This is a genomic window from Bacillus cereus ATCC 14579 (assembly GCF_000007825.1).
GTDB lineage: Bacteria > Bacillota > Bacilli > Bacillales > Bacillaceae_G > Bacillus_A > Bacillus_A cereus.
The window spans coordinates 3,835,613-3,848,580 of record NC_004722.1; the positions used below are offsets into that span (position 1 = coordinate 3,835,613).

Genomic DNA, 12,968 nt, shown 5'->3' on the forward strand with positions numbered 1-12,968 from the left:
ATCCCCATTACTCCACTTGGTCACTATATGATGTAAGGAGCAAAATTGTTTCTTCAATCAGTGCTTCTTATCAACATTAATATGCCAGAAGTAAATGAAAAAGTACCTTTTTCCTCAACGAGTTCGTTACTAATACAAAGTGTTGATCCCCACTCTATTGTTTTATTAGTAAGCGGGTACTTAAAACCAAACAATGTAATCCCTTCCACTATTTCAGTAACTGGTACAAAAGATACATAAGGAAAATTTTTATTTTCTTCAATTATATGTGTACCCACTTTTTTAACTGTTATTTCATTTTTATTGTCCACAATACACATTTCTATCTCTACTTCTAACCCTTTTAAAAGCATCTGTATATTTGCCAAACCGTGATCAAGCCTTCCACCGGTAGCACCAAAAATACGAATTAGTGCCGGCTTCTGTCCTAATGCCCAGTTAATTGCAATTTCTAAATCCGTTTGATCTTTTTCTCGCGGAACAATATGTAATTCGTTCGTTTGCTGTCCCATCCATACTAATTCTTCTTCGGTAACTGAATCGTAATCTCCAAACGCAACAGCCGGTGTAATCCCTTTCTTTAATAGACGGTATACTCCCCTATCAACCGCTGCCCACACTACTTCCTCATCCTCATATCGAGCAAAATCTGCACAATATTCATGAAGGTCCTCCTGCCAAAATATGAATAATCATTTTTTCTTCCCCTTCCATTGTAAAAAGGCAATCTGCCATTCGGTAGATTGCCTTTTTACATATTTTTACGCTATCCTATGAATACCTTACTAGGATAAAGTTCATCACTACCCACGAATTACGCGAATTGCTTCACCGCGGTCTTTTTGATTGTATACTGCTGATCCAGCTACAAGTACATTTGCTCCTGCTTCCACACAAAGTCTTGCTGTTTCAGCATTTACACCACCATCAACTTCAATTTCTACTTCTAGATTGCGCTCTTTCACCATGTCTGCAACTTGTTTAATTTTCGGTAATACAGAATGGATAAACTTCTGTCCACCAAATCCAGGGTTTACTGTCATAAGTAATACCATATCTATATCTTCTAATACATGCTCAATTACTGAAACTGGCGTATGTGGATTTAATACAACGCCCGCTTTAATACCATGAGATTTAATTAACTGAATTGTACGATGTAGATGTGGACACGCCTCTACGTGAACAGTAATAATATCCGCTCCCGCTTGTGCGAAAGTCAGGATATAGTTATCAGGATTTTCAATCATTAAATGTACATCTAATGGTAATGATGTAATTGGACGGATAGCTTCTACAATTAACGGTCCAATCGTAATATTTGGTACGAAATGTCCATCCATTACGTCAACGTGAATGTAATCCGCTCCGCCCTTTTCTACATCTTTAATCTCTTCCCCTAATTTTGAAAAATCTGCTGATAAAATCGATGGTGCAATTTTAATCATAACTAATACCTCGGCTTTCTCTCTCTAATTTCTTCTACGAATTGTTTATAGTTCTTATAGCGATATTCTGTAATCTTCCCTTCTTCAACCGCAGCTTTCACCGCACATTTCGGTTCAGAAAGATGTGTACACCCTCTAAATTTACAGTATTGGCTCGCTTCTTTCAACTCTGGAAAACAATATGTAAGATCTTCTACTTCTATATCAATGAAATCTAGTGAACTAAAACCCGGTGTATCTGCTACTAGTCCACTCCCAATTGCAATTAATTCTACGTGTCTTGTCGTATGCTTCCCGCGTCCTAAATGGGAGGAAATATCATTTGTTTTCAGCTCTAATTCTGGACGTAGCACATTAAGCATTGAAGATTTCCCCACACCAGATTGACCCGCAACGACAGAAACACAATTTTCTAAGTATGGTTTTAATATATCAATGCTTTCTGACGTATTAATAGAAGTAAATAAAACATCATAACCCATCTCACGATAATCATTCGCATAAGCTTCAACAGTTGCTTTCATCTTTTCATCTACTAAATCCATCTTGCTAATACAAATAATTGGCTTAATGTTATGATATTCAATCAGCACTAAAAATCGATCTAACAGTCCAGGATTAAAATCTGGTTCTACTGCAGAGAACACAAGGATCGCTTGATCGACATTAGCAATAGGAGGTCTAACAAGTTCATTTTTTCGATCAAACACTTCAAGCACATAACCTTCAGTTGGATTATCTGCCTGAAAAACAACTTGGTCTCCTACAAGTGGTGTAATTTTATTTTTTCTAAATACACCTCGTCCACGACATTGCGTAACCCCTTCTTCATGCTGCACGTAATAAAACCCACTTAAAGCTTTTATAATTTTTCCTTCTGGCATAGAATTCTCCTTTTTTGTATAAGGTGATGCTGAATTTAAAAATGAATGGATTTAAATTTTCTAAATAACGTTTTCAAAACCTACCATATATACTTTCACTAATATACATTAAATTTCCCATTAAATGCAAAAAAATATTTACAGCTGCATCACGTTACTAGCTTTTTGAATCATATATTTTTGCCTGCTATACCGTCCACTTTGTAGACAGCATAACAGGCAATAATAATAAGTAGACTTTCACTATTATTGAGTTGGATATGGTACTTCTTTATCAATAATCGTTACTCCATCTCGTACAATTTTATAGTGTCCCTTTGAACCTTCTTGAATTACAAATTCTAAAGAAATAGTCGCTGATTCAGTAATTGTTCTCGTTTCAACCGGTCTATCCATTTTTTGCTGCATGTCTTCTTTATAAATTTCTATTGTTTGCGGCTTTTTTTCACCTGTTACAGCAGGCTCATATGGGATAGAGATATTGTCCAATTTTACCGTTTTAGTCACTTTAGGCTTTTGACCATCAGAGATAATAATAGTTACTTTATCTCCCTCTTTTAATGGTGTACCTGGTTTTGGAAATTGCGAAATTACAAGTCCTTTTTCGACTGTATCTGAATACTCTCGTTTTATATCTGACGTTAGTTTTCTCTCATTCAAATAACCAGTTACACTATTTTCAGTCCACCCCGAAAAGTCACCTGGTCTAATTTGATAAGGACCTTTACTTACCCAGATTTTCAGTTCTTGCTCCGCTTCTATAACCATTTGATCAGGCGTCGGAATTTGCTCTACAATTTCACCTTTCGGCTTATCATTTTCAATATAATTTACTGTAACTTGTTTATATTTTTCTTCTAACTCAGCTTTTACACTCTCAAAGTTTTGCCCTGTGAAATTCGCCATCTTACTTTTCTTTTTCCCACCTGATTGATAGATAGTAATTTTAGCGTTTTCTTTTACGACTCTTCCTGCTACAGGGTCCGTTTTTATTACATCCCCAACTTCAACATCATCTGTATATACAATATTAGGCTCCGTCACCTCAAAGCCCTTTTCTACTAATGTATTTACAGCTGTCGTGTATTTCATACCAGCCACATCAGGAACTTTCACATCTTTCGGAATAAATAATCCTGGAATAACCGTAAGCGCTAATGTTATTCCTATTGCTAAAAATAAAAATGTTGAAATTAAAACTTTAAGCCACTTGTTACTCCGTTTTTTCTTCTTATCTAACTCAGCTGCTTCTGCTCTTATCGGTTCTTCCACCTTACTCCCTTTTAAAACAATCGTTTCATCACTTACATTTTCAAATAATTGTTCTTGTTGAATAATCGGAATCGCTTTCGTCGCTTCCATATCTTCTGGTATGTAAAACGGTTGCTCATTTATCCTCTCTGGATATAGCGCAGTTTCAATATCTCGCTTCATCGCATTGGCAGATTGATATCGATGGAACGGATCTTTTGCAGTTGCTTTTAATATAATATTTTCAACACTTTGCGGAATATTTTCATTCCATCTTTTTGGTGATGGGATTTCACTTTGTAAATGTTTTAAAGCTATAGCAACAGCAGATTCGCCAGAAAACGGTTGTCTTCCTGTTAACAATTCAAACATAACTATCCCAAGAGAATAGATATCTGATTGTTTATTTGCTATTCCGCCACGTGCCTGTTCTGGTGATAAATAATGGACTGAACCGAGCACTGAATTTGTATGTGTAATTGTTGTTGCACTTGTAGCTGTCGCAATTCCAAAATCTGTTACTTTTATTATTCCATCAGCTCGAATTAAAATATTGTGCGGCTTTATATCACGATGCACAATTTCAAAATGATGGGCGTGTGCCATAGCGGATGTTAACTGCTCCATAATATCAAGAGCTTCTCCTATAGGTAACATCCCTCGCTCAATTATGTATTGCTTCAATGTTTGTCCTGGTACATATTCCATGACAAGATAGTATATACCATCTTCTTCTCCGACATCATACATATTCACAATATTTGGATGCGACAACGTTGTAACAGACTGCGCTTCTCGATGGAAACGTTTAATAAACTCTTCGTTATTTGAGTAGTCGAGTCTTAATATTTTTACCGCTACATCTCGGCCAAGTATATCATCATGAGCTAAATATACATTGGCCATTCCGCCACCACCAATCATTTTCAGCAGCTTATAACGGTCATTTAAGCGTTTTCCAATCAGCACGTTGCACTTCACCTACTTTCGTTTGTCGAACCCGCATAATCAATAAGAACAAGTGTGATATTATCTTCTCCACCGCGATCATTTGCCAATTGAATGAGACACTGCCCTTTACCTTCAAGCTGTTCATTTAACTGTAAAATTTGTCGCATATCATCAATAGAAACTTTGTTTGATAACCCATCAGAGCAAAGAAGTAATTGATCATCTTCCTCAATCACCAACGTTTTAACATCTAACCCAACTTTTTCTTCTGTTCCTAATGCTCTTAATAACACATTCTTTTTCGGATGATACTCTGCGTCTTCCTTTGAAATTTCACCATGTTTCACAAGCTCATTTACAAGCGAATGATCTTCCGTTACTAGCGTCATTTCTCCTTCTGATACCATATAGCAACGACTATCTCCTATATGCCCTATTGTCACAAAGCTTGGTGTACAAACAGCTATTATAAGCGTTGTTCCCATACCATTACATTCTGCATTTTGCTGAGCATATTCATATATACGCTCATTAATAATCCCAACACTAGTATGTAACCATTGTTCTACTTTTTTCGGCTCATTCATATTATGTGTTTGCTTCCAATAATCATGGAATAATTGAATGGCCATCGAGCTAGCTACATCACCAGCTCGATGACCTCCCATTCCATCTGCTACTACCGCTAATACATTTCCATCTAAATTGTGAAAAACTCCTGCACTATCTTCATTATGTTGACGAACTTTTCCTTTATCCGATAGAAATACGGCTTTCATCTCGTCACCTCGTCTCTTCTTTGCGCTCCTTCGCACGCAACTGACCGCAGGCTGCATCAATATCATGACCTTGTTCACGGCGAATCGTTACATTCACTCCACGATCTTTTAACGTTTTTTCGAACAAGAAAATTTGTTCACGTGGCGTACGTACATAATCACGTTCAGGTACGTAGTTTACCGGAATCAAGTTCACATGACATTTTACACCTTTTAAGAGCGCAGCAAGCTCTTCAGCATGCTCTACTTGGTCATTTTCTCCTCCAAATAATCCATATTCAAAAGTAATACGACGCCCTGTTCTATTTACATAGTATTTAATAGCTTCCATTAAATCTGGTAATTTATAAGCACGGTTAATCGGCATTAATTTTGAACGTAATTCTGAGTTTGGAGCATGCAATGAAATCGCAAAATTAATTTGTAGATCTTCTTCAGCAAACTTATAAATTTTCGGGATAATTCCACTCGTCGAAACAGTCATATGTCTCGCACCAATATGAAGTCCTTTTTCATGGTTAATGATGCGTAAGAATCCCATTAAATTATCATAGTTATCAAATGGTTCTCCAATCCCCATAACAACAAGAGAACTTACACGTTCTTCTGTTTCATCAAGCGCACGCTGAACTTCTACTACTTGCGCTACGATTTCTCCAGCTTCTAGGTTTCGCTTTAATCCACCAAGTGTCGAAGCACAGAACGTACACCCAATACGACAACCAACTTGCGTTGTTACACAAATGGAATTTCCATATTCGTGTCGCATTAATACCGTTTCAATAGAATATCCGTCATATAATTGGAATAAGAATTTAATTGTTCCATCCGAAGACGTTTGTTTTACTAACGTTTTTAAAGTAGTAATATCAAAGGAATTCGACAATTTATCACGCAATCCTTTAGAAAGGTTTGACATATCCTCATAATTTTTTACACGTTTTTTATATAACCAATCAAAAATTTGTCCAGCACGGAACTTCGGTTCTCCTTGTTCCTTTAACCAATCTTGCATTTCATGAAGTTGTAAAGAGTAAATTGATGGTTTCTTCGTTTCTAAATTTTTCTTTTGTTTTCTTACAGTCGTTTCCATGATGCTACACCTTCTTCCTTAAACAAGCAATATAAAAGCCATCCGTCGCAAAATAATGCGGTAAAATTTGCACTTGACCTTCATCAATATACGGAGTTAATTTTTCTGGCATACGCTCTTTAAGCGTAGTATCCCATTCAAATTCAGGATGTTCTTGTAAAAATTTCTCTATTACTTGTTCATTTTCTATTTTCTCAATTGTGCACGTACTATAAACAAGACGACCGCCTTGTTTTAATAATGGTGCTATTTTTTCTAGTATTGCAATTTGAATCGTCGATAATCTTTCACTATCGCCTTTATCTTTTCCTAACTTAATATCAGGTTTACGTCTAATTACACCAAATCCAGAACACGGTGCATCTACCAATATTTTATCAAACGTTTCATTTGCAAAGTGCTCTTGCACTTTTCTAGCATCTAGCGCTTTAGTTTCGACATTTTCTAGACCAAGTCGCTCTGCTTGCTGTTTAATTAAACGTACTTTGTGTGCATGTAAATCAAGGGACATGACCTTACCAGTTCCCTTTAATCGTTCCGCGATATGCGTTGTTTTTCCGCCTGGAGCAGCACAACTATCAAGAACTGCATCTCCCGTATTCGGTTCTAAAGCGCGTGCTACAAGCATAGAACTTTCATCTTGAATAGAAAGAAATCCTTTTTTAAACGCTTCTGTATGCGCTACATTTCCTCTTTCAATCTGAATAGCATCATCTGATAAGTCACCAAGTTTTGCTTCTATACCTTCACTTGCTAACAACTCAATCGCTTCTTCTACAGTTACCTTATCAACATTCACACGCGCTGTTGGTACAGGGGGTAACATGTTTACTTCGCACATTTTTTCTGCAGTTTCTAAACCGTATTCTGAAGTCCACTCTTGGACAAGCCAAACTGGATGACTTGTTGTAATTGCAAGACGTTCTACTGGATCCTTGATTTCATCTACAGAAGGTACACCTTCTCTCTGAATCGAACGTAATACACCGTTCACCATACCAGCAATTCCTTTATGCCCGCGACGCTTTGCAATCTCAACCGCTTCATGAATAGCCGCTCTTTCTGGCACTCGGTCTAAATAAATCATTTGATATAAAGATAAGCGAAGCAATACTCTTACCCACGCCTCAACCTTCTTTTTTAAAAAAGGCTGTAAATAATAATCTAATGTGTCACGACGTTGAATCGTTCCATATACAATTTCAGTTAATAAACCAATATCTTTTCTATCAATTGCACTTTTTTCAATTAGATTATTTAAAAGTAAGTTGCTATATGCACCACTTTTTTCCACTTGAATTAAACCATCAAGAGCTAATTCACGAACATTTTGTCTCATGCATTTTCTCCTAACTTCGTTCCAATTTCAGGTTTTGTTCCACGTAAAAATTGTGAACAACTCATACGCTTTTTACCAGAAGGTTGCAATTCAGTAATTTTAACACCTGTTTCATTACTCGTTGCTACAACAAAACCATCTTCTTCGATTGCAACAATCGTACCTGCTTCAGCCGGTTCAGTTATAGGCACTTTTTCCCCCCACCATACTTTAACAACTTGTCCTGCTAAAGTTGTATAAGCAACTGGCCATGGATTCAATCCGCGAATGTGATTGTATACTTCTTCACCTGTTTTTGTCCAATCAATTTTCTCTTGCTCACGTTTTATATTGTACGCAAACGTTACTTCTTCTTCGTTTTGTTTAATCGGTTCTAACTTACCTTGAATTAATAAAGGCACTGTTTTAGATAGAAGGTGTGCTCCTGCTTCACTTAATTTATCAAATAATGAGCCTGTCGTTTCACGCTCTTCAATTTCAACTTCCACTTGCGTTAAGATATCACCAGCATCCAATTTTTCTACCATATACATAATTGTAATACCTGTTTTTTCTTTACCTTCCATAATTGCATAATGAATTGGTGCACCACCACGAAGTTCAGGAAGTAAAGAAGCGTGAACATTAATACACCCATACTTTGGTGCTTCTAAAATTTCATTTGGTACAATCTGCCCAAATGCAGCTGTTACAATTAAATCTGGCTCTAATGCCAATACTTTTTCATATTCATCTTTTTCACGAATTTTTAACGGCTGTAACACAGGGATACCATGTTTTTCCGCTTCAACTTTAACAGGTGTAGGTGTTAATACTTTTTTTCTACCTACTGGACGATCAGGTTGCGTCACAACACCTACTACCTCATAGCCATCCTCAATAAGACGACGAAGCACCGGCACTGTAAAGTCCGGTGTTCCCATAAACACTACTTTTATCATTTAAAAACCGCTCCTTTTAACACCTATTCTAGTTCGTTTTCTTCATAATATCTTGTCACTTTCGATGTAAATAAAACACCGTGTAAATGATCAATTTCATGTTGAATTGCACGCGCTAAAAATCCTTCCGCTTCTAATAAGAATACTTTCCCACGGCGATTTTGCGCTCTTACTTTAATATAATCGGCACGTTCTACTTCACCATAAAGTCCCGGGAAGCTTAAACAGCCTTCGGGACCTACTTGTTCACCACGTTTTTCTAATATTGATGGATTGATTAACTCGATTTTCCCAGTATCATCATCGACATCAACAACCGCTACTTGCAAGCTTACACCTACTTGAGGCGCAGCTAAACCGACTCCGTCCGCAATTAACATTGTTTCATGCATATCTTTCAACAATTTCACTAACTTTTTATCAAAGTTAATTACTCTTTCGCATGGTGTTTCTAACACTTCATTTGGATGCTTTATTATTTCTAAAACTGCCATATTTCCCTCCGCTACATTAACATTGTTGGATTAAAATCAATTGAGATTTGTAGCTCTTTTTGCATTTCTGCTTGATAATGTTCATTTACCATTTTGAGCACGTTCTTTAAGTTTGGTTCCCGTTTGTATTTTATCATGCATTGATAACGATATCTATCTTTTATCCTTGGAATCGCTGAAGCAACTGGTCCTAGCACCATTGTTTGCTGTGAGCAATGCGTTCGTAAATACGAGGCAATTTTTTCCGTCACTTGTACCGCTTTTAATAATTCTGGATGAGATACAGTTACGAGTACAACATAGTAATATGGGGGATATTGTCTTGTTCGTCTCATTTGCATTTCTTGGTCAAAAAACACATCATATTGTTGGTTCTTCGCTAACTCTATACTGTAATGTTCTGGCGTATACGTTTGAATCACAACTTCCCCTGGCAATTCATGTCTACCCGCTCGTCCACTTACTTGCGTCAATAACTGATATGTCTTTTCACTCGCCCGAAAATCAGGTAAGTGAAGCATCGTATCTGCAGTTAAAACCCCAACGAGCGTTACTTTCGGAAAATCTAATCCTTTAGCAATCATTTGTGTTCCAAGTAATATATCTGCTTTTTCTTCCCCAAACGCCTTTAATAATTTTTCATGCATTCCTTTTCGACTTGTCGTATCTACATCCATTCGAATGACTCGCGCCTCTGGAAATAGTTTTGTAATTTCTTCTTCTACCTTTTGTGTGCCGTGGCCAAAGAAACGAATGTATGTACTTTGACAAGCTGGACACTCAGTTGGCATATTCTCTTCGTAACTACAATAATGACATTTTAAACGATGATTCATTTTATGATATGTCAATGAAATATCACAATGCGGACATTGGACAACATACCCACAATCACGGCACATAACAAATGTAGAATGACCTCTTCTATTTAAAAAGAGTACCATTTGTTCTTTCTTTTCTAATCGATCTGCTATTTTTTCATGCAGCGCCTTAGAAAACATTGATCGATTCCCGTCACGAAGTTCTTCTCGCATGTCAACAATCTCTACCGTTGGTAAAGCTTGTTCATTCATACGTTTTTCCATTGTTAATAGTTCATAAACACCTTTTTTCGCCCTTGCAAACGATTCAAGTGTTGGTGTCGCACTACCAAGAACGATAGGACATTTATGATATTGTCCTCTCCAGACAGCTACATCTCTTGCATGATACCTCGGATTATCTTCTTGTTTGTAACTTGATTCATGCTCTTCATCAATAATAATAATCCCTAAATTCTCAAAAGGCGCAAAAACAGCTGAACGCGCACCAACTACAACTTTCACTTCTTTTCTTAAAATCTTACGCCACTCGTCATACTTTTCTCCAACAGACAACGCACTATGAAGAACTGCAACTTGCGAGCCAAACCTACCTTTAAAACGATCCACCATTTGGGGCGTTAGTGCAATTTCAGGAACAAGAACGATAGCTTCTTTTCCTTTCTTGAGCACTGCTGCTATAGATTGTAAATATACTTCTGTCTTTCCACTTCCTGTAACACCATATAGCAAAAATGGATTATAAGTTTCATTTGTAATTGATGATAAAATCGGTGTAATAACTTGTTTTTGTTCCTCCGTAAGTGGAAATGGTTTTGTTTGTTCAAAATCATCATCGTCATACGGATTTCGGTATACTTCCACATACTTTTCTGAAATGAATCCCTTTTTAACAAGTGCTTTTATTGGAGCATCTGTTATTTGTAACTCTTCTGTAATTACTTTCAACGGTGTACTTTTATAATTTTCCACAAAATAATAAAGTACATCTTGTTGTTTTTTACTTTTCAGTTCAAATGCCGCTAATTCCAATTTATCTTCTGGCAACTCCGGCTGAACCACTCTTTGCTTCTTCTTTTGTACTTTATCTTTCACTTGATAAACGACTTCAACCGTACCATTTTTAATTTCTTGCTGAATAGTTCGGTATAAATGTGGCTGTTGCTCGATTACTTCAAAATCAATTGCTTCTTTATCCTGAAATAAATATAGTATTTCTGGTGCTATTTCTTCCTGTTTACAAAGTTGTAGACGTTTTTTATACGTTGCTTTTATCGCAGTTGGAAGCATCACTTGAAAAGCTGAAATCATGTAGCATAACGTTTCACTTGTAAGCCAATATCCAAGCTTTAATAATTCATCATTTAAAACCGGTGTTACATCTAATATTTCATGGATTGTCTTTAACTTCTTACTTTCTACATCCACCGAATCTTTAATCCCAATAATAAAACCTTGCAATTTTCTTGGCCCAAACGGAACTACCACACGCATTCCTGTCTGTACAATATCTTCCCATTTTTTAGGAATAATGTAATCAAATGGTCGATCTGTCTGACGGGCAGGTACATCAACAATTACACTTGCAAATTTCATAAACGATCATCTTCTAACATCATTTCAATTTGCTTCAATATTTCACGAGCTACCTCTTTTTTCATTAAAAGTGGCAACTCAATAACTTTTCCATCTTTTCTATACATTGTTACAATATTCGTATCCGTGCCAAATCCAGCTCCTTGCGCTTTTACGTCATTCGCGACAATCATATCTGCATTTTTCTCACGTAGTTTTTTCGTTGCATATTCCTCTACATTTGTCGTTTCAGCAGCAAAACCGATAAGTAACTGTTTATCCTTTTTCTGACCTAATGTTTTTAAAATATCCACCGTTCTTTCAAGTTCAATGACAGCATCACCATTTTGCTTTTTCATTTTATTCTCATGCACATATTTCGGACGATAATCTGCAACTGCTGCTGTTTTAATGACAACGTCTACGTTTTGATAATGTTGAAGAACTGCTTCTAACATATCTTGTGCAGATTCCACTTGCACTGTCGTTACATGTAACGGTGGATTTAATGCTGTCGGTCCTGAAACGAGTATAACATCAGCGCCTAAATTCGCTGCCACTTCCGCAATCGCATACCCCATTTTCCCAGAAGAAAAATTCGTCATAAAACGAACTGGATCAACCTTTTCACGTGTTGGGCCAGCAGTTATTAATATTCTTTTTCCCTGCAATGGTTTGTGTTCTGAGAAAGCTTCCTCTAACCGTGCAATAATTGCTTCAGGTTCTTCTAGTCGTCCCTTCGCTACATATCCACATGCTAAAAAGCCTTCCCCAGGCTCAATAAATGTATATCCTAGCGTTTTCAATGTCATCATATTTTTTTGAACTATTTTATTTTCATACATATGCACATTCATAGCAGGCGCAATCCATACCGGAGCTGTAGTAGCTAACAAAGTAGTTGTAATCATATCATCTGCAATACCACCAGCTAACTTTCCAATACAATTGGCAGTAGCAGGTGCGACAAGTACAACATCCGCCCAATCTGCTAAATCAATATGAGCAATAACAGCTGAGTCTTTCTCATCGAATGTATCCGTATATACATCATGGCGAGAAAGCGCTTGGAATGTAAGAGGCGTAACAAACTTCATTGCCGACTCACTCATCATTACTTTGACACTCGCGCCAGATTGTGTTAATTTACTCGTTAACGCAGCTGCTTTAAAAACCGCAATGCCTCCTGTTACACATAAAAGTATCTTTTTCCCTTTTAGCATATGACTCGTCCTCTTTCTTTTTCAAACTTATAATACTGAAATAGAATTCTCAGCTCGTCAGTACCGATATTTCATTCCTTTCGTAAAAAAATAACAACCTACTTGTAAATAGGTTGTTACCGTTACATAGAAAATTATAAAGTCTATGTTTTATTTTGTCGAAGGCAAA

The 12,968-nt window shown here is 36.7% G+C and carries 10 protein-coding genes and 1 pseudogene; all 11 read right to left on the reverse strand.

Annotated features, from left to right (window positions below):
• Window positions 1-53: 53 nt before the first annotated feature.
• The 11 genes and pseudogenes from BC_RS19235 to coaBC all read right to left on the reverse strand — a co-directional run bounded on the left by BC_RS19235 (window position 54) and on the right by coaBC (window position 12,799).
• Window positions 54-735 (reverse strand): annotated as a pseudogene (locus BC_RS19235) (thiamine diphosphokinase).
• A gap of 68 nt (window positions 736-803) precedes the next feature.
• Entirely contained in the window at window positions 804-1,448 is a 645-nt protein-coding gene (rpe, locus tag BC_RS19240; protein WP_000589959.1) for a ribulose-phosphate 3-epimerase, read from the reverse strand.
• A 2-nt stretch (window positions 1,449-1,450) separates the two neighbouring features.
• The gene (gene rsgA / locus BC_RS19245) at window positions 1,451-2,332 is read right to left on the reverse strand and encodes a ribosome small subunit-dependent GTPase A (protein ID WP_001113932.1); all 882 of its coding nucleotides are present in this window, start codon (window positions 2,330-2,332) and stop codon (window positions 1,451-1,453) included.
• A gap of 246 nt (window positions 2,333-2,578) precedes the next feature.
• A complete protein-coding gene (gene pknB / locus BC_RS19250; RefSeq protein WP_000904747.1) occupies window positions 2,579-4,552 on the reverse strand; it encodes a Stk1 family PASTA domain-containing Ser/Thr kinase in 1,974 nt (657 codons plus the stop codon).
• An 8-nt stretch (window positions 4,553-4,560) separates the two neighbouring features.
• Entirely contained in the window at window positions 4,561-5,313 is a 753-nt protein-coding gene (locus BC_RS19255; RefSeq protein WP_000648703.1) for a Stp1/IreP family PP2C-type Ser/Thr phosphatase, read from the reverse strand.
• Between the two features lie 4 nt (window positions 5,314-5,317).
• Window positions 5,318-6,406: a 23S rRNA (adenine(2503)-C(2))-methyltransferase RlmN gene (gene rlmN / locus BC_RS19260; protein WP_000450540.1), complete on the reverse strand. Its 1,089-nt coding sequence runs from the start codon at window positions 6,404-6,406 to the stop codon at window positions 5,318-5,320.
• Between the two features lie 4 nt (window positions 6,407-6,410).
• Window positions 6,411-7,745, reverse strand: coding sequence for a 16S rRNA (cytosine(967)-C(5))-methyltransferase RsmB (gene rsmB / locus BC_RS19265; RefSeq protein ID WP_001249665.1), 1,335 nt, complete (start codon window positions 7,743-7,745; stop codon window positions 6,411-6,413).
• Window positions 7,742-8,686 carry a methionyl-tRNA formyltransferase gene (gene fmt / locus BC_RS19270; RefSeq protein WP_000598811.1) on the reverse strand — a complete coding sequence of 315 codons (945 nt, stop codon included), beginning with the start codon at window positions 8,684-8,686 and terminating at the stop codon, window positions 7,742-7,744. Before fmt ends, rsmB begins: the two co-directional genes overlap by 4 nt.
• A gap of 23 nt (window positions 8,687-8,709) precedes the next feature.
• Window positions 8,710-9,180 (reverse strand): peptide deformylase, encoded by a 471-nt coding sequence (gene def, locus BC_RS19275; RefSeq protein ID WP_000279455.1) that lies wholly within the window; start codon window positions 9,178-9,180, stop codon window positions 8,710-8,712.
• An 11-nt stretch (window positions 9,181-9,191) separates the two neighbouring features.
• Window positions 9,192-11,597, reverse strand: a complete 2,406-nt coding sequence (gene priA, locus BC_RS19280) for a primosomal protein N' (protein ID WP_000666718.1) — start codon at window positions 11,595-11,597, stop codon at window positions 9,192-9,194.
• The gene (gene coaBC, locus BC_RS19285; RefSeq protein WP_000911762.1) at window positions 11,594-12,799 is read right to left on the reverse strand and encodes a bifunctional phosphopantothenoylcysteine decarboxylase/phosphopantothenate--cysteine ligase CoaBC; all 1,206 of its coding nucleotides are present in this window, start codon (window positions 12,797-12,799) and stop codon (window positions 11,594-11,596) included. Before coaBC ends, priA begins: the two co-directional genes overlap by 4 nt.
• Between the last annotated feature and the right edge of the window lie 169 nt (window positions 12,800-12,968).

Excerpts from the sequence above, each read along its gene's own strand:
- rsgA (WP_001113932.1), bottom strand. The coding sequence starts at position 2,332 with ATGCCAGAAGGAAAAATTATAAAAGCTTTAAGTGGGTTTTATTACGTG.
- rsmB (WP_001249665.1), bottom strand. The coding sequence starts at position 7,745 with ATGAGACAAAATGTTCGTGAATTAGCTCTTGATGGTTTAATTCAAGTG.
- rpe (WP_000589959.1), bottom strand. The coding sequence starts at position 1,448 with ATGATTAAAATTGCACCATCGATTTTATCAGCAGATTTTTCAAAATTA.
- fmt (WP_000598811.1), bottom strand. The coding sequence starts at position 8,686 with ATGATAAAAGTAGTGTTTATGGGAACACCGGACTTTACAGTGCCGGTG.
- coaBC (WP_000911762.1), bottom strand. The coding sequence starts at position 12,799 with ATGCTAAAAGGGAAAAAGATACTTTTATGTGTAACAGGAGGCATTGCG.
- priA (WP_000666718.1), bottom strand. The coding sequence starts at position 11,597 with ATGAAATTTGCAAGTGTAATTGTTGATGTACCTGCCCGTCAGACAGAT.
- def (WP_000279455.1), bottom strand. The coding sequence starts at position 9,180 with ATGGCAGTTTTAGAAATAATAAAGCATCCAAATGAAGTGTTAGAAACA.
- BC_RS19255 (WP_000648703.1), bottom strand. The coding sequence starts at position 5,313 with ATGAAAGCCGTATTTCTATCGGATAAAGGAAAAGTTCGTCAACATAAT.
- rlmN (WP_000450540.1), bottom strand. The coding sequence starts at position 6,406 with ATGGAAACGACTGTAAGAAAACAAAAGAAAAATTTAGAAACGAAGAAA.